Annotated in this window: 16 protein-coding genes; 11 read left to right on the plus strand and 5 right to left on the minus strand. The window is 59.9% G+C overall.

From position 1 onward, the window contains the following. Window positions 1–12: 12 nt before the first annotated feature. Entirely contained in the window at window positions 13–1,239 is a 1,227-nt protein-coding gene (locus tag ACSQ16_RS02545) for an argininosuccinate synthase (protein WP_243261822.1), read from the minus strand. A gap of 124 nt (window positions 1,240–1,363) precedes the next feature. Here ACSQ16_RS02545 and ilvA point away from each other — a divergent pair, with 124 nt between their 5' ends. Further along, entirely contained in the window at window positions 1,364–2,596 is a 1,233-nt protein-coding gene (ilvA, locus tag ACSQ16_RS02550) for a threonine ammonia-lyase IlvA (protein ID WP_243261821.1), read from the plus strand. On the opposite strand, the gene ACSQ16_RS02555 is transcribed toward ilvA, so the two are convergent. Continuing rightward, the gene (locus ACSQ16_RS02555; RefSeq protein ID WP_243261819.1) at window positions 2,537–3,031 is read right to left on the minus strand and encodes an NUDIX domain-containing protein; all 495 of its coding nucleotides are present in this window, start codon (window positions 3,029–3,031) and stop codon (window positions 2,537–2,539) included. The genes ilvA and ACSQ16_RS02555 overlap by 60 nt on opposite strands. A 76-nt stretch (window positions 3,032–3,107) precedes the next feature. Between ACSQ16_RS02555 and ACSQ16_RS02560 the strand changes: the two genes are divergently transcribed. From ACSQ16_RS02560 to ACSQ16_RS02590, 7 genes are all read left to right on the plus strand, one after another. After that, window positions 3,108–4,082 carry an Hsp33 family molecular chaperone HslO gene (locus ACSQ16_RS02560; RefSeq protein ID WP_243261818.1) on the plus strand — a complete coding sequence of 325 codons (975 nt, stop codon included), beginning with the start codon at window positions 3,108–3,110 and terminating at the stop codon, window positions 4,080–4,082. Window position 4,083: 1 nt separating this feature from the next. Then, entirely contained in the window at window positions 4,084–4,680 is a 597-nt protein-coding gene (locus ACSQ16_RS02565) for a CoA pyrophosphatase (protein WP_243261817.1), read from the plus strand. Then, window positions 4,656–5,837, plus strand: a complete 1,182-nt coding sequence (locus ACSQ16_RS02570; protein ID WP_243261815.1) for a CCA tRNA nucleotidyltransferase — start codon at window positions 4,656–4,658, stop codon at window positions 5,835–5,837. The genes ACSQ16_RS02565 and ACSQ16_RS02570 overlap by 25 nt, the downstream gene beginning before the upstream one ends. Before the next feature lie 167 nt (window positions 5,838–6,004). Then, entirely contained in the window at window positions 6,005–7,843 is a 1,839-nt protein-coding gene (locus ACSQ16_RS02575) for an ABC transporter ATP-binding protein (protein WP_243261814.1), read from the plus strand. After that, the gene (locus ACSQ16_RS02580; RefSeq protein WP_243261813.1) at window positions 7,840–9,672 is read left to right on the plus strand and encodes an ABC transporter ATP-binding protein; all 1,833 of its coding nucleotides are present in this window, start codon (window positions 7,840–7,842) and stop codon (window positions 9,670–9,672) included. The genes ACSQ16_RS02575 and ACSQ16_RS02580 overlap by 4 nt, the downstream gene beginning before the upstream one ends. A gap of 37 nt (window positions 9,673–9,709) precedes the next feature. Then, entirely contained in the window at window positions 9,710–10,975 is a 1,266-nt protein-coding gene (locus ACSQ16_RS02585; protein WP_243261811.1) for a class I SAM-dependent RNA methyltransferase, read from the plus strand. A 72-nt stretch (window positions 10,976–11,047) separates the two neighbouring features. Next, the gene (locus tag ACSQ16_RS02590; RefSeq protein WP_243261810.1) at window positions 11,048–11,545 is read left to right on the plus strand and encodes a L,D-transpeptidase family protein; all 498 of its coding nucleotides are present in this window, start codon (window positions 11,048–11,050) and stop codon (window positions 11,543–11,545) included. Window positions 11,546–11,612: 67 nt separating this feature from the next. Here the strand turns inward: ACSQ16_RS02590 and ACSQ16_RS02595 are convergent, their stop codons facing one another. Further along, window positions 11,613–12,110: a CAP domain-containing protein gene (locus ACSQ16_RS02595; RefSeq protein ID WP_093927574.1), complete on the minus strand. Its 498-nt coding sequence runs from the start codon at window positions 12,108–12,110 to the stop codon at window positions 11,613–11,615. 167 nt (window positions 12,111–12,277) lie between these two features. Here ACSQ16_RS02595 and ACSQ16_RS02600 point away from each other — a divergent pair, with 167 nt between their 5' ends. Continuing rightward, a complete protein-coding gene (locus ACSQ16_RS02600) occupies window positions 12,278–12,889 on the plus strand; it encodes a L,D-transpeptidase (RefSeq protein WP_435988583.1) in 612 nt (203 codons plus the stop codon). 141 nt (window positions 12,890–13,030) lie between these two features. Next, window positions 13,031–13,213: a hypothetical protein gene (locus tag ACSQ16_RS02605; RefSeq protein WP_067261136.1), complete on the plus strand. Its 183-nt coding sequence runs from the start codon at window positions 13,031–13,033 to the stop codon at window positions 13,211–13,213. A 104-nt stretch (window positions 13,214–13,317) separates the two neighbouring features. On the opposite strand, the gene hemH is transcribed toward ACSQ16_RS02605, so the two are convergent. Next, complete coding sequence (gene hemH, locus ACSQ16_RS02610) at window positions 13,318–14,376, minus strand: ferrochelatase (RefSeq protein ID WP_243261807.1); 1,059 nt, start codon at window positions 14,374–14,376, stop codon at window positions 13,318–13,320. Between the two features lie 53 nt (window positions 14,377–14,429). Further along, a complete protein-coding gene (locus ACSQ16_RS02615; RefSeq protein WP_243261805.1) occupies window positions 14,430–15,296 on the minus strand; it encodes an SAM-dependent methyltransferase in 867 nt (288 codons plus the stop codon). Here ACSQ16_RS02615 and ACSQ16_RS02620 point away from each other — a divergent pair. Then, a complete protein-coding gene (locus ACSQ16_RS02620) occupies window positions 15,263–15,994 on the plus strand; it encodes a ComF family protein (protein ID WP_243261804.1) in 732 nt (243 codons plus the stop codon). The two genes, ACSQ16_RS02615 and ACSQ16_RS02620, sit on opposite strands and share 34 nt — an antisense overlap. Window positions 15,995–16,028: the final 34 nt, after the last annotated feature.

Raw genomic sequence — 16,028 nt, forward strand, 5'->3', positions numbered from 1 at the left:
GGCTTCCGCGCTTCAGCTTTTGAGACGTTTGTCGCGGGCGGCGAGCAGTTTGAGGCGCAGGGCGTTCAGTTGGATGAAGCCTGCGGCATCTTTCTGGTCATAGGCGCCGGCGTCGTCTTCGAAGGTCACATGGGCTTCGGAGTAGAGGCTGTGATCGGACCAGCGCCCTACAGTGCGCACATGGCCTTTGTAGAGTTTCAGGCGCACGGTGCCGGTGACGTGGGTTTGGCTGGCGTCGATGGCAGCTTGCAGCATCATGCGTTCGGGGCTGTACCAGAAACCGTTGTAGATCAATTCTGCGTACTTCGGCATCAGCTCGTCTTTGAGGTGCATGGCACCGCGGTCGAGCGTGATGGATTCGATGCCGCGGTGGGCTTCGAGCAGCAGGGTGCCGCCGGGGGTTTCGTAGATGCCGCGGGACTTCATACCGACAAAACGACCTTCGACGAGATCGAGACGACCGCAGCCGTGTTTGCCGCCAAGCTCGTTGAGTTTCGTGAGGATCGTGGCGGGGGACATGGCTTCGCCGTTGATGCTGACGGCATCGCCGCGCTCGAAGCCGATTTCGACGTATTCAGGGGTGTCGGGTGCGTCTTCGGGGCTGACTGTGCGCTGGTAGACGTAGTCGGGTGCATCGACGGCGGGGTCTTCGAGGACTTTGCCTTCGGACGAGGTGTGCAGGAGGTTGGCATCGACAGAGAATGGCGCTTCGCCGCGTTTGTCTTTGGCGATCGGGATTTGGTTTTCTTCCGCGAAGGCCAGAAGTTTGGTGCGGCTCGACAGATCCCATTCGCGCCAAGGGGCGATCACTTTGATGTCAGGGCTCAGCGCATAGGCGGCCAGTTCAAAGCGAACTTGGTCGTTGCCTTTACCGGTGGCGCCGTGGGCGACCGCATCGGCGCCAGTTTCTTCGGCAATCTCTACCAGACGTTTGGAGATCAGCGGACGGGCGATTGAAGTGCCTAGCAGGTAGAGACCTTCATAAACAGCATTGGCGCGGAACATCGGGAAGACGAAGTCGCGCACGAATTCTTCGCGGACGTCTTCAATGTAGATGTTTTCTGGGGCGATGCCCATCATCTCAGCTTTCTTGCGAGCCGGTTCTAGCTCTTCGCCTTGGCCGAGGTCGGCGGTGAAGGTCACCACTTCGCAGCCATATTCGGTTTGTAGCCATTTCAGGATGATCGAGGTATCGAGGCCGCCGGAATAGGCAAGCACGACTTTCTTGGGCGCGGACATGACGGGGTTCCTTTCAAGTTCGCTCTGCGAGGTAGCGGTTTTCGCGGGCGCGGGCAAGATTGAAGCCTGCGTTGACCTATGCAGGCTGCGCGCCTATCGACGAATGGCAGCAAGGAGAGCACAGATGGCGGATGATTTTGCACAGAAAGCACAAGCGGCGGCAGAGGCGTTGCGGGTGTTGTTTCCGGCCACACCACTGTTGCGGAATGAGCATCTGTCGGAGCGTTTTGACGCGGATATTTGGTTGAAACGCGAGGATTTGAGCCCTGTACGCTCTTACAAGTTGCGTGGCGCGTTCAATGCGATGCGCAAGGTGATCCCGGGGCAGGGGCTGTTTGTTTGTGCCTCGGCAGGAAACCATGCACAGGGGGTGGCTTTTGCCTGTAGCCATTTCGGGGTGCGGGGTGTGATTTTTATGCCGGTGACGACGCCACAACAGAAAGTGCAGAAGACCCGCATTTTTGGCGGCGATAACGTCGAGATCCGGCTGGTCGGGGATTATTTCGACGCCACTCTGGCCGCTGCGCAGAACTTTTGCCGGGATGAGGGGGCGCATTTCCTGTCGCCCTTTGACGATGAGGATGTGATTGAGGGGCAGGCATCTGTTGCCGTTGAGATTGCCGAGCAATTAGGGCGGGTGCCAGACCGGGTGATCTTGCCGGTGGGCGGCGGCGGCCTGTCTTCGGGGGTGGTCAGTTATTTTGGCGACACCTGTGATTACACATTCGTAGAACCTGCCGGTGCGCCGAGCTTGGCGCGGGCGTTGGAAGTGGGGGCGCCGGTCGATGTCTCTCCGATTGATAACTTTGTCGATGGCGCCGCAGTGGCCAAGATAGGTGCGCGGACGTTTGAGCGGCTTCGCGGGGTGAACCCTGCGGATGTGGTGCATCTGCCGGAGGACCGTATCTGCGTGACGATCAATGAGATGTTGAATGTCGAGGGCATCGTGTTGGAGCCAGCGGGCGCGCTGTCGATTGATGCGCTGGGCGAAGTGGCGGATCAAATTGTAGGCAAAACGGTGGTCTGTGTGGCCTCGGGCGGTAACTTCGATTTCGAGCGTTTGCCTGAAGTTAAGGAGCGAGCGCAGCGCTATTCCGGGGTCAAGAAATATTTCATCCTGCGCATGCCGCAGCGGCCGGGCGCCTTGAAGGAGTTCCTGATGATGCTTGGGCCTGATGATGACATTTGCCGCTTTGAGTATCTTAAAAAATCAGCGCGCAATTTTGGTTCGGTTTTGATCGGGATCGAGACACGGCAGCCTGAGAGCTTTAGGCCTTTCTTGGAGCAGTTGGGACAATCAGGTTTTACCTATACGGACATTACCAACGACGAGACGTTGGCGCAGTTTGTTTTGTGATGTGAAGTAACGTTCTAGAAACAGCCTGTCGCCCTCATTCGCGAGGGTTGCCACGGCCTCGCTGGCAGATAGCACCAGTGTGGCATGGTGTTGTTCTGTCGGTTCGGCAATCTGGCGCACAGGGTGGGCGACGTAGATATGGCAGATTTTCTGCGCCCAAAGATCGTAATCATTCATATAGGTGAAACGGCGGAACGCACCCAGACGGCGCGGGCGGGCAATGCGCCAACCGGTTTCTTCCAGTACTTCGCGGTGCAGCGCTTGAAGAGGGGATTCACCAGCCTCAATGCCGCCACCGGGCAGTTGCACTTCGGTCTCGTCGCCCATTTCAAGCGTCATCAAAAAACGACTTTGCAGCGGCAGAATGGCATAGGCGCCGGGACGGGGCGTGTAGGTTTGGCCGGGCTGTGGCATCTGGCCTGTACGTCTGATCATCTGCTGCCCCTTTTTCCATGGGTTGCTGCGCCTATATAGACGCGGTATGCCAAGCGGCCCCCGATAAGGAAACCCGATGACCCAAGGAACTAAAATCGCGTGGGACGATACCGTTCTGCCCTTTCAGCTAGATGATGTCGACATGCGCGGCCGCGTGGCGCGGCTTGATGGCGTGTTGGAAGGCATCTTGAAGCAGCACGACTACCCGCCGCAGGTTGAAGCTCTGGTGGCCGAAATGGCTTTGCTGACCGCGTTGATCGGTCAAACGATCAAGCTGCGCTGGAAATTGTCGTTGCAGGTGCAGTCTAAAGGCGCCGTTCGGATGATCGCCACCGATTACTACGGCCCCGAAAAGGAAGGCGAGCCTGCACGTATTCGCGCCTATGCGAGCTATGACGCGGACAGGCTGACGGATGAGGCTCCTTTCGAGCAGGTTGGCGAAGGGTATTTTGCGATCATGATCGACCAAGGCAAAGGTATGACCCCCTATCAGGGCATCACGCCGCTGGCCGGTGGGTCATTGGCCGCCTGTGCCGAGGCCTATTTTGCGCAGTCCGAACAGTTGCCGACGCGTTTCTCGCTAAGCTTTGGCAAATCGTCCGGTCCGGATGAGCCGGAGCACTGGCGCGCTGGCGGAATCATGTTGCAACATATGCCCAAAGCCTCCCCACTGGCGGCATCGGGCGAGGGGACTGGCGATGTCCTCAAGGCCGACGACTTGGTCGAAGGCGATGAGGCCGAGAACTGGAACCGCGTGAACATCCTGCTCGGCACGGTTGAAGAGTTGGAGTTGATCGGCCCCAGCGTGCCCCCGACCGACCTGCTGCTGCGATTGTTTCACGAGGAACAACCACGGGTCTATGATGCGCAGCCGGTGCGTTTTGGCTGTACTTGCTCCGAAGATCGCGTGCGCCAAAGCCTTTCGATCTACTCGGCCCGCGACATTGAGAAAATGACGACGGACGAGGGCCGGGTGACCGCCGATTGCCAATTCTGCGGCGCACATTATGACCTCGACCCGGTGACGGTCGGTTTCGACGCCAAGGCCTAAGGTGAGCGATCGGTTCCAGTCTTTCCGCGAGGCGCTCGCGCAGACGGGGGTGGAATCCTCTGATTTTGACCTGAACCCGGAGGTCACCTTGCCCGAGGGGCGTAGCCTGCGGCCTGCAGGCGTGCTCGCGCCGGTGTTTGATACGGGCGCGCGATTGGAACTGATCCTGACCAAACGCTCTTCGGCGTTGAAACATCACCCCGGACAGATAGCCTTTCCGGGGGGCAAACAAGACGGCGGCGATGCGGATGTTATCGCCGCCGCCCTGCGCGAAGCCCGCGAAGAAATTGGCCTGCCGAGCGAGATCGTAGATGTCTTGGGCGTGTTGCCCGCTCATGAGACGGTGACTGGTTTCAGCGTGACGCCTGTGATCGGCTATGTGACAAGTGAATTCACCGTGGTGCCAGAGCCCGGAGAGGTTGAGGAGGTGTTTCGCGTCCCTCTCGACCATGTGCTGAACCCCAGCAACTACCTTGTCCATTCCCGGCGTTGGCGCGGCCAGCGGCGGTATTATTACGCCGTGCCCTACGGCCCCTATTACATCTGGGGCGCGACCGCGCGTATGTTGCGGGCATGGGCGACGCGAATGAACAGATGATTCCAGCTTCGACGCGCTGGTTACAGGACGAAGACGCACAGCGGGTCTGCCGCGTGGTGCAGGACGGCGGGCATCGTATCTACTTTGTCGGTGGTTGTGTGCGCGATGCACTATTGGGCCTGCGCGACAGTGATGTTGACCTCTCAACTGATGCATCACCTGAGACTGTGATGACGCTGGCCAAGGCCGCCGGGGTCAAGGCCGTGCCGACAGGGATCGACCATGGTACCGTGACGCTGGTTTCTGGTGGCAAGCCGTTCGAGATCACCACCTTTCGCCGCGATGTCGAAACCGATGGCCGCCGGGCGGTTGTGGCTTTCTCGACCGATATCACCGAGGACGCGCGGCGCCGCGATTTCACGATGAATGCGCTTTACGCCACGCCGGACGGCCAAGTGCTTGACCCGCTGGGTGGGCTGCCTGACCTTCGCGCAAAACGCCTGCGTTTTATCGAAGACGCGGGGCAGCGCATTCGCGAAGATTATCTGCGTACCCTGCGCTATTTTCGTTTCATGGCTTGGTATGGCGACCCAGAGGCAGGGCCGGAACCTGATGCGCTGGACGCGATCTCATCAAATTTGGACGGGCTAAAGACTCTTTCGGCAGAGCGCGTGGGCCAAGAATTTAAAAAGCTGCTCCGCGCTCCTGATCCCGCGCCTGCATTGGCGTTGATGCGCCAGACCGGAGTTTTGCCGGTGCTCTTGCCCGGGAGCGATGACCGCTGGATATCCATGCTGGTCCATTTCGAGCAGGCGCTGGAGCTGGCTCCGGATTGGCTGGTGCGTCTGGCTGCGCTGGGCGGAGAGGGATTGGCTGGCCGTCTGCGGCTAAGCAGGGTCGAAGCCAAACGTCTTGCGCTATTTCAAGAACAGGGGTTTGCGGGGCCACCCCTCCCAGAACTGGCTTATCGTCATGGAGTTGAAGTGGCGCGCGGCGCTGCATTGCTGCGGGCCTGTTTGGCCGAAAAATCGCCCGAAAGCGCTGTATTAGAGACTATAGATCGTGCCGCTTCCGCGCGGTTTCCCGTGACGGCCAAGGATCTGATGCCGAAGCTTAAAGGCCCGGAGTTGGGGTGTGAGATTGCTCGGTTAGAGCAAATTTGGATCGCTTCCGATTTCTCTCTGTCCCGCACGGAACTCCTGTCGGGGGCAAGCTAGTCGACATTGAGGCCGATTTCAGCTATTCAAGCTGTATTACAAGGGAGATGTGCGAAATGTACCGCGGGATCTGGTTCAGCTAAGCTGGCATAACCTTTAGCCGCCCTCTGCGGCTTTGCCATTGGGCATCGCCGATCATTTTGCACGTTTATTTCCAAGGCCTCCCCATGTTCCGATTTTTTGAAAACCTCGTAGATCCCTATGTTGCCTATCGCGAAAAGGATCACCCGCCGCAGGGGCTTTGGCCCTTTTTGCGGGATTATGCACAGCCCTTTAAAAAGGTCTTCGTCCTCGCCGGGGTGATGGCGATCCTTGTGGCTGCGATTGAGATTGGTCTGATCTACTACATGGGCCGTATCGTTGACCTGCTGGGCAGCGACCCTGCGCAGATGTGGGAGGACTACGGGACCGAATTGATCCTTGTCGCCCTCGCGGTGCTGTTCCTACGACCCTTGGTGCAAGCCCTCGACGTGATGCTGCTGAATAACGCCATCCTGCCGAACTTTGGCACCCTGATCCGTTGGCGGGCGCATCGGCATGTCTTGCGGCAATCGGTCGGTTGGTTCGAGAATGATTTCGCCGGGCGTATTGCCAATCGCATCATGCAAACACCCCCCGCGGCGGGGGAGGTGGTGTTTCAGGTTTTTGACGCGATCTCTTACTCGCTGGCCTATATGATTGGCGCGGCGATTTTGCTTTCTACCTCCGATATCCGTTTGTTAGTGCCGCTTTTGGGCTGGTTTGTGCTCTACGGCGGCTTGGTGGCCTGGACGATCAAACGGGTCGGCCCGGCCTCTAAGGCAGCGTCGGATGCGCGCTCGCAAGTGACCGGGCGTGTCGTGGATGCTTATACGAATATCCACTCGGTCAAGATGTTCGCGCATCATGACCTTGAGGTCGATTTTGCCGGAGAGGCGATTGAAGAGGCACGGCGTACTTTCCAAGGCGAGATGCGCATTTTCACCATCATGGATGTGGTGCTGACCCTGTTGAACGGCATGTTGATCGTCGGTGTCGTCGGCTGGGCGTTGGTGCTCTGGATGGGCGGAGAGGCGAGTGTCGGCGTTGTCGCCGCTGCCGCAGCGCTGGCGTTGCGGCTGAACTCCATGACCGGCTGGATCATGTGGGCGCTGTCGAGCTTTTTCCGCGAATTGGGTGTCGTGGCCGAGGGGATGGAAACCATTGCCCAGCCCCTTGCCTTGACCGACCGACGCGATGCGCCGTCGCTGAAGTTGACGGACGGGCAGATCGAGATGGCAGATCTAAGCCACCACTACGGGCGCGAGAGCGGCGGGATCCAAGGCATCAATATCACTGTACAACCGGGCGAGAAGATTGGCCTTGTTGGCCGTTCCGGCGCCGGGAAATCGACCCTCGTGAAGCTGATGCTGCGGTTCTATGATGCCGAAGCGGGGCAGATCCGGATCGACGGGCAGGACATTTCACAAGTCCGGCAAGACAGTCTGCGGCGGCACATCGGCGTAGTGCAGCAGGATTCCTCGCTGCTGCATCGCTCGGTGCGCGAGAATATCCTCTACGGCCGCCCCGATGCCAGCGAGGCCGAGATGATCGCGGCGGCGAAACAGGCGCAGGCGCATGAGTTCATTCTTGATCTGACAGATCCGGAGGGACGCTCGGGCTATGATGCCCGTGTCGGCGAACGGGGTGTGAAACTCTCCGGCGGGCAGCGTCAGCGGATTACGCTCGCCCGAGTGATCCTGAAGGATGCGCCGATCTTGTTGCTGGATGAGGCGACCAGCGCGCTTGATAGTGAGGTGGAGGCGGTGATCCAGGAAACACTCTATGGCATGATGGCTGGCAAGACCGTCATCGCCATCGCACACCGGCTGTCCACAATTGCCGAGATGGACCGAATTCTGGTTCTGGATCAGGGACGTATCGTCGAAGAAGGCACCCATGACGCGCTTTTGCAGAAAGCTGGCCTATATGCAGCCTTCTGGCACCGTCAGTCGGGCGGTTTTCTCGCATTGGATGACAAGACGTGAGCATTTCGAACTGGATCAACCCGTTTCACCCCGCCGATGGCCCGCCGCCGCAAACGCTGGGGGCATTCATGCGCTGGTGTCTGTCGGGCGCTTGGCCGGTGCTTTGGCTTGCCGCGCTCCTTTCCGCCGCCGCTGGCGCGATGGAGGCGGGCACGGCGTGGATTTTGGGCGAGGTCATCGACGCTACGGTCAGCGCGGGGCCAGAGCGGTTCTTCGAAGGCAGCAGTCTGGTGCTGGTGCTGGGCGCAGTCGCGTTCTTTCTTGTGGCACGGCCCGTGCTGTTCGGCCTGTCCTCGGCCTCGAACGCGATCATGGTGCAGCCCAATGTGAACCCGCTGGTGCTGTCGCGTCTGCACCGTTGGACGCTGGGGCAAAACGTCAACTTCTTTGATGATGATTTTGCCGGACGCATCGCGCAAAAGCAGATGCAGGCCGCGCGGGCGGTGACAGAAGTGGCGGCTGAGGTGATCAACGTGGTGGCTTTTGCGCTGGCCTCTCTCGTCGGGTCGGTTGCGCTGCTCTTGGCGATTGACTGGCGCGTGGCACTTGGGTTTTCGGTCTGGCTGGTGATGTATCTGGCGCTGATCAACTGGTTCTTGCCGCGCGTGCGCAAGAGGGCCGCGGGTCGGGCCGGGGCGCGGGCGATGGTGTCGGGGCAGGTGGTCGATACGATCACCAATATAAAGACGGTGAAACTCTTTGCCCATGCCGATCACGAAGACCGAGCAGCGCTTTCCGCGATGCAAAGCTTTCGTGCCCGGGCGCTGGAGTTTGGCTATCTCGCCGCAGGGTTCCGCTTGGCGCTGATGAGCCTTGCCGGGCTTCTGCCGGTTCTGCTGTTGGGCGGGACGATCCTGCTATGGCAGCGCGGTATGGCGAGCGAGGGGGATATCGTGGCCTCCGGTGCCATCGCGATCCGTATCGCGCAGATGACCGGCTGGGTGTCTTTCACGCTGATGGCGATCTATTCCAACATTGGAGAGGTCGAGGACGGCATGCGTACCCTAACGCCGCGCGTGCGGCTAAATGATGAGCCTGATGCGCGGGACTTGGTGGTCGAGGCCGGGCAGATCGAGTTGCGCGATCTGGGCTTTGCCTATGGCCGTCAGACCGGGGGGATCGACCGTATTTCACTGACCATCAAACCGGGCGAGAAATTAGGAATCGTCGGTGCCTCGGGGGCGGGGAAATCGACGCTCGTTGCGCTGCTTTTGCGGCTCTATGAACAGGAACAGGGCAAGATATTGATCGACGGGGTGGATACCACGACAGTCACGCAAGAGAGCCTGCGCCGCAACATCGGAATGGTCACGCAGGAGACTGCGATGTTCAACCGCTCCGCGCGGGACAACATCCTTTACGGGCGGCCCGATGCGACCGAGGCCGAGGTCATCGCCGCTGCGGAACGTGCCGAAGCGCATGAATTCATTCAGGAACTTGAGGATCACAAAGGCCGTCGCGGCTATGACGCGCATCTGGGCGAGCGTGGGGTGAAGCTTTCTGGTGGGCAGCGGCAGCGCATTGCCTTGGCCCGCGCGATCCTGAAAGACGCGCCCATTCTGGTGCTGGATGAGGCGACAAGCGCGCTTGATAGCGAGGTGGAGGCCGCCATTCAGCAGACCCTTGACCGTGTGATGGAAGGCAAAACTGTGCTCGCCATCGCGCACCGCCTGTCGACCCTGACAGAGATGGACCGCATCATGGTGCTGGACGCGGGCCGCATTGCTGAGATCGGCAGCCATGCTGATCTGCTTGCCCAAGACGGGCTTTATGCGCGCTATTGGCACCGGCAGTCGGGCGGGTTTCTGGATGTGAAGGCGGCGGAATAGGCTTTCGCTGTGGCCTTTGCCGCGCTATGGGCAGGCTATGACAGAACATCACATCTTGCGCCTTGGCCACCACGGCGACGGCATCGCCGAAGGTCCGATCTTTGCCCCGATGACCCTGCCGGGGGAAACCGTCAGCGGTGAGGTCGAGGGCCAGCAATTGCGCGACGTGCGGATCGTTACGCCCTCCGATCAGCGGGTCGCGCCGCCGTGCCGCCATTTCAAATCCTGCGGAGGCTGCCAATTGCAGCATGCGGCGGATGATTTCGTGGCTGCGTGGAAGGTTGATGTGGTGCGCAATGCGCTGTCGGCGCATGGGTTAGAGACTGAATTTCGCCCCATCCAAACCTCTCCTGCGCAATCGCGCCGCCGGGCCACCTTTGCTGCTCGCCGCACGAAAAAGGGCGCCATGGCGGGGTTCCATGGCCGCGCTTCTGACGTGTTGATCGAGGTGCCGGGCTGTCAGCTGGTCGACCCCGCACTTTTGCCGGGGTTGAAGGTTGCAGAGGAGCTGGCGCTGATCGGCACCAGCCGCAAGGCCGAATTGGCCGTGACCGTGACGCTGTCGGAAGAGGGGCTGGACGTGTCGGTTGCCAATGGCAAACCGCTCGACGGGCCGCTGAGGCAGCAATTGGCGCAGACCTGTGAGGCTTTGGCGCTGGCACGGCTGACTTGGGATGGCGAGGTGATCGCGATGCGTGCGCCGCCCGCGCAGCACTTTGGAAGCGCAGCGGTCACGCCCCCGCCGGGCGCGTTCTTGCAAGCCACCCGCCATGGCGAAGCGGCCCTGCGCGACGCCGTCGTAGATGCCGTGGGGCAGGCCGAGACCGTGGCGGACCTGTTCGCAGGCTGCGGAACCTTCGCTTTGCCACTGGCGCAAAAGGCGCGGGTTCATGCGGTCGAGGGCGATGCCGAGATGATCGCCGCGCTTGAGGGCGGCTGGCGTCGGGCCAAGGGGGCCAAACCGCTCACCGTTGAGACCCGCGATCTGTTCCGCCGCCCGCTTTTGCCGGATGAATTGGCCAAGATCGACGCCGTTGTGCTGGACCCGCCTCGCGCCGGGGCCGAGGCGCAGGTGGCCGAGATTATCCGCGCCGGCGTGCCGCGCGTGGCCTATGTTTCGTGCAACCCGGTCAGCTTTGCCCGCGATGTGCAAAACATGGTGGCGGCAGGGTATCGGCTGGACTGGGTGCAGGTTGTGGATCAGTTTCGCTGGTCGTCGCATGTGGAGCTTGCCGCCTGCCTGACACTGCCGGAAGGTGAGGCAAAGGGGCTGCATTTGGCTCGGCTCATCACCTCTTTTTGAATGAAATTAATCCCTCATTGTGGTAGCTCAGATAAAAAGGGCCGGAATGGCCGGGGCTTTGAGGGCACAGTGATGAAGCGCAGGACAATGATACTTGGCGGCACCGCTATGGTGGCGCTTGGTGCGTGCAGCAGCAGTAAATTCAAACGATACAACGGTCCCGAAGTGACCTATGTGGTTGTGAACAAAAGCCAACGTCGCATGATGTTGTTGCATCATAACCGCGTGCTAGAGGACTATCCGATCAAGCTGGGCTTCGCTCCGGTTGGTCACAAGGCCTTTGAGGGGGACGGGCGCACGCCCGAAGGGCTCTACCGAATCGACCGTCGCAATCCGAACAGCCGCTTTCATCTTTCCGTCGGAATCGATTACCCCAACGCGCGGGATATCGAGACCGCCCGCGCCATGGGCAAAAGCCCCGGCGGCGACATCTTTATTCACGGGCAGAAAGACCCGCGGCAGAAAGAAAAGACCGATTGGACGTGGGGCTGTATCGCGGTCACCAACAAAGAGATCGAAGATGTCTATGCGATGGTGCGCGATGGCACGCCGATTCTGATCACACCCTAATCACCGGGTTGGTCAAAACAAAACCGGCCCCCGCAGGGGCCGGATAAACCGTTTTTTCAGTAAAAGATCAGTTGCCGACGACCAGCGTCCACCAGATCTTGCCACCGTTTTCCTGATACCAAGAGAAACCCATCTGGCGGCCATCGGGGGCCATCAAGATGCGGCGGGTGTCTGGCTGCTCCATCCAGGCGGCGAGGGTCTCAAGCTCGGTCTCATAGGTTTCCGAGATAACTTCGCCGACCAGACCGCCGGTATAGCCAACGCGTTGGATACGGTCGATTGGCGACGATCCATCAGAGCCGAAGTGCCAAGGACGGTTCTGCACCGACATATCGCGCGAGTGGGTCGCGGCGGCGGCGTTCAGTTTGGCATCCAGCGCCAAAGGCGTGACCCCAGCAGAGCTGCGCAGCGCATTCACCGAGTCGAGCATGCGGAATTGGATTGTACCCGCGTCGGAACGGCTGATGCGGTAGGAACCACCGGCTTTGCCACCGGTCGTGCTGGACGGGGCACAGGCAGACAGCGCAACCGTCAGCGCCAGCAGGATGGACAGGATACGGATCATATGAGCGCTCCACGCAATGAAATTTTTCCTGCCTTACATCGGGGTGCGTTGCAGTTCAAACGCACATAGGCGTGAGTCTGCCATCAAACAGCGGTTTCAATTGAAACTGCGACTTTCAAGCCATATATGTGGCATTAATTAGCATAATTTCAGTTTGGAGACGCTCCATGTCCGCTCACCGTTTTTCGTTTCAGAGCCGTCGTGGCTTCCTTGCTGGCAGTGCTGCGATGCTTGCGACCCCGGCACTGGCGCAAGATGCCTCTTCTTTTAACTCAGACGCGACCACCGAAGCAGAGCGCGATTTGACTGAATCGGTCAAGCGCAATGTCTCTAGCTTTCGCATGTTGGATTGGCGGCCTTATTTCAGCGACACGCGCAACGGCGCGGTGCTGGTAGATATTGACAGCCGCGCGGTGCATTATTGGTCCGAAGATCAAAGCGTTTACAAGCTTTACCCTTCGTCCGTGCCCCTGACCGAAGACCTGACCCGTCGTGGCCGTACCCGGATCATCAAGAAAGTAGAGGGGCCAAGCTGGCGCCCGACGCCTTCGATGCTGAAGCGTAATCCCGAGTGGCCGCCCTATGTTGGGCCCGGCCCGGACAACCCCTTGGGCTCCCACGCGCTATACCTCAGCTGGACCTATTATCGTATCCACGGAACCCACGACACAAGAAAAATTGGACGTAAGTCTTCCAATGGTTGCATCGGGCTCTATGACGAACATATCGCCGAACTTTTTGCCTTCACAAAGGTCGGCACCCAAGTGTTGCTTATTTGACGACATTTTCCTGATTCCTTGATGCAATAGCTGATTCCGGGTTTGCAAACTTTTGCCGATACTGTTTAGAACGGAGTCACGAGGTAAGTCTTGGGCGCGTGTATGTACATGATACTGCACGCCTATTCTGGAGGTTATGTTATGAAGAAACTCGTTCTCGCCGCTGCTCTGTCCGCTGCTGCATCGACTGCTTTTGCTGGTTCGCTGGCCGAGCCAATCGTCGAAGCACCGGTCATCGTGGAAGAAACAACCGGTTCGTCCTCGGGCATCCTGGTTCCCCTGATCCTGTTGGCACTGGTTGCCGCAGCTGTTGCTTCCGACTAATCGGAACTGACGATCAAACGGAAAAGGCGGTGCAGTGCACCGCCTTTTTTGTATTCTGCGTATGGTTTTGAAAAAGGGGCCGCCGCAGCGACCCCCGGATCGGCTTAGACCCAACCGGCTAGATTTTCGCTGATGATCGTGGTCAGTGCCTCGATATGCGCGTCATCATCGTTAAGGCATGGGATATAGGTGAAATCGTCACCGCCCGCCTCTTCAAAGCTCTCTTTGATCTCTTCGTTGATCTCTTCCAGCGTTTCGATGCAATCCGCCGAAAAGGCAGGCGCACAGACGGCGATACTTTTCTTGCCAGCCTTGGCCTGCCGGGCAACCTCTTCCACCGTGTAGGGCTGCAACCATTCTTCGGGGCCGAATTGCGATTGGAAGGTCGTCATGATCTCGCTGTCCTGCCAGCCCAAACGCTCTTTCAACAGGCGCGTCGTTTTCTGGCATTGGCAATGATAGGGGTCACCCTCCATCAGATAGCGCTGCGGCAGGCCGTGGTAGGAGCAGACCAGCAGGTCGGGCTTTTTGTCCTTCGCGGCATAGGCACGCTCAACCGATTGGGCCAGCGCTTCGATATAGTCGGGGCGGTTGAAATAGGGGGCAACGGTGCGCGACGCGGGCTGCCATTTCTCTTTGGCCAGCGCGGCAAAGAAAGCGTCATTCGCCGTTGCGGTCGTGGCCCCGGCATATTGCGGATAAAGCGGGAAAAACAGGATCTTTTGGCACCCTGCGGCGGTCATTGCTTCGACCTTGGACCGGGTCGATGGGTTGCCGTAGCGCATGGCGTAATCGACCATCACATCGGCACCGTAACGCGCCTGCAGCGCCGCCTTGATCTTGGCTGTCTGCGACTTGGTGATCGTTGCCAGCGGGCTTTCGTTTTCGGCCTCGTTCCAGATCGATTTATAGGCCGCGCCGCTGGTGAAAGGGCGTTTGGAAAGGATCACCGTCTGCAACAGCGGCTGCCATTTCCACGGGCTGTAGTCGATCACTCGGCGGTCCGAGAGGAACTCGCTCAGGTAGCGGCGCATCGACCAATAGTCATAGCCGTCCGGCGTGCCGAGGTTGGCGAGCAGAACGCCAACCTTGGGACGCGGGACTTTGGGGTGATCGCTGGGGCCGTGTTGGGGTCGGGCCGTCTCGGGCTGGGGTGCCTGCATGGGGTTTCCTCGCACATATGATCCGCGCAGAGATAGCCGCTTTGCAGATTGGGTCAATCGGGGAGGGGTTCCTCGCGACTATTCAGCGCATCTGCCAGCCGTTGCTGCGCCGAACCGGGGCGCAGCGGTTTCTGCTGGCTTTCATCCGGCGCCCACCCGGCGAGGAAGATCATATCAAAGGTCGCGGTGACCCGGCCGGAGGGAGCGGTAAAATGCGTGGCATAGAGCTCTGCCGCGCGGGTCAGGACCGCGCGACCAGTGGGGCGGCGCAGACGTGCTTGCAAAGCGTTGGTTTCCCCCATCTCGCGCAGATCGCGCATCAGCGCCCATGCATCTTCGTACTCCACAGTCAGTGGCTGGCTATCAGCCACCGGAAGTGCCAGACCCGCGCGTTGCAACAGCGCGCCAAGATCCCGCAACTCTCCCATCGGTGCGATCCGCGGGGAGAGGCCGCCGGTTACTTCAGCCTCTGCCTGACCCAAACAGGCGCGCAATTCATGCAGGGTTTGCCCGCCCAGTGCCACGGCTTGCAACAGCCCATCAGGGCGCAGCGCGCGGCGGCATTGGATCAGCTGGCCGATCGGATCATTCGTCCAGTGCAACCCCATAGCGTGAATCACCAGATCATGCGCCTGCGGTTCTAGCGCCAAGACTTCGCCCTCGGGCACAATCTTTGCCTTGGGAAAGGCGGCCTCCCAGACCTGCGGGAAAGCTGTCACGATAGCCGGTGCGGTAAACGCTTTTTTAACCAATCCCACCCGATCCTGAACCTCTTCGGCTGCCGCCTGTTGCAGGAACATTCCCCGCGCCGTCGCGCGGGCGCGGCGATGGGTGAGGGCCTTAAGGTCGGTCAGTGTGGGCTGTGCTGTCATGAGGAACACATAGAATGCCGCCACGGAGACTTCAAACAGCGCTCTCATTAATTTACCCGCCGCGCTGTCTGGGCTGTGGCGGGGTGGTGGACGCAGACTTTGGCCTTTGTGGTGGGTGCTGGCGTGACACATCCTTTATCGGCGGCACGGTATGCGATGCTTGCGGGGTGCCGCTGCCGGGGGGCGGAGATGTGGCTTCACCGCATTGTGATGCCTGTCTCGTCACGCCGCGCCCTTGGGCGCAGGGCCGCACGGCGCTGCTTTATCGCGATATGGGGCGCAGGTTGGTACTGGCGCTGAAACACGGCGACCGCCAAGAGATCGCCCGCCCGGCGGCACGCTGGATGGCACAGGCGGCGCAGGGCATCTTACCCGATGCCGCACTGATCGCGCCGGTGCCCCTGTATTGGCTGCGTTTGCTAAAGCGTCGGTACAATCAATCAGGGCTATTGGCCAAAGCACTCTCGGTCGAAACCGGGCATAGCTGGTGCCCGGACCTGTTGCAGCGGGTCCGGCGCACGCCCTCACTTGATGGGTTGGGCCGGGCGGAACGGTTCAACGTTTTGCAAGAGGCGATCCGCGTGCATCCGCGACGGCGGCACCGTATCATCACGCGACCGGTGATTTTGGTGGATGATGTCTTTACCTCCGGTGCCACACTTACCGCTTGTACGGAGGCTTGCCTTGCCGCCGGTTCCGGGCCAGTTTTCGTGCTGGCACTGGCGCGCGTGGCCAAAGAGACCTAGATCACTGTGCAACGTTAACTGTTCAAAGGGTGAT

This window comes from Sulfitobacter sp. SH24 (genome assembly GCF_965641895.1).
GTDB classification, from domain to species: domain Bacteria; phylum Pseudomonadota; class Alphaproteobacteria; order Rhodobacterales; family Rhodobacteraceae; genus Sulfitobacter; species Sulfitobacter dubius.

What these genes read in the sequence shown, in the direction of transcription:
- ACSQ16_RS02620 (WP_243261804.1), top strand. Translation starts at nt 15,263, where the DNA reads ATGCCGCCACGGAGACTTCAAACAGCGCTCTCATTAATTTACCCGCCG.
- ACSQ16_RS02560 (WP_243261818.1), top strand. Translation starts at nt 3,108, where the DNA reads ATGACCCAAGGAACTAAAATCGCGTGGGACGATACCGTTCTGCCCTTT.
- ACSQ16_RS02590 (WP_243261810.1), top strand. Translation starts at nt 11,048, where the DNA reads ATGAAGCGCAGGACAATGATACTTGGCGGCACCGCTATGGTGGCGCTT.
- ilvA (WP_243261821.1), top strand. Translation starts at nt 1,364, where the DNA reads ATGGCGGATGATTTTGCACAGAAAGCACAAGCGGCGGCAGAGGCGTTG.
- ACSQ16_RS02595 (WP_093927574.1), bottom strand. Translation starts at nt 12,110, where the DNA reads ATGATCCGTATCCTGTCCATCCTGCTGGCGCTGACGGTTGCGCTGTCT.
- ACSQ16_RS02585 (WP_243261811.1), top strand. Translation starts at nt 9,710, where the DNA reads ATGACAGAACATCACATCTTGCGCCTTGGCCACCACGGCGACGGCATC.
- hemH (WP_243261807.1), bottom strand. Translation starts at nt 14,376, where the DNA reads ATGCAGGCACCCCAGCCCGAGACGGCCCGACCCCAACACGGCCCCAGC.
- ACSQ16_RS02615 (WP_243261805.1), bottom strand. Translation starts at nt 15,296, where the DNA reads ATGAGAGCGCTGTTTGAAGTCTCCGTGGCGGCATTCTATGTGTTCCTC.
- ACSQ16_RS02575 (WP_243261814.1), top strand. Translation starts at nt 6,005, where the DNA reads ATGTTCCGATTTTTTGAAAACCTCGTAGATCCCTATGTTGCCTATCGC.
- ACSQ16_RS02555 (WP_243261819.1), bottom strand. Translation starts at nt 3,031, where the DNA reads ATGATCAGACGTACAGGCCAGATGCCACAGCCCGGCCAAACCTACACG.
- ACSQ16_RS02600 (WP_435988583.1), top strand. Translation starts at nt 12,278, where the DNA reads ATGTCCGCTCACCGTTTTTCGTTTCAGAGCCGTCGTGGCTTCCTTGCT.
- ACSQ16_RS02570 (WP_243261815.1), top strand. Translation starts at nt 4,656, where the DNA reads ATGGGCGACGCGAATGAACAGATGATTCCAGCTTCGACGCGCTGGTTA.
- ACSQ16_RS02545 (WP_243261822.1), bottom strand. Translation starts at nt 1,239, where the DNA reads ATGTCCGCGCCCAAGAAAGTCGTGCTTGCCTATTCCGGCGGCCTCGAT.
- ACSQ16_RS02605 (WP_067261136.1), top strand. Translation starts at nt 13,031, where the DNA reads ATGAAGAAACTCGTTCTCGCCGCTGCTCTGTCCGCTGCTGCATCGACT.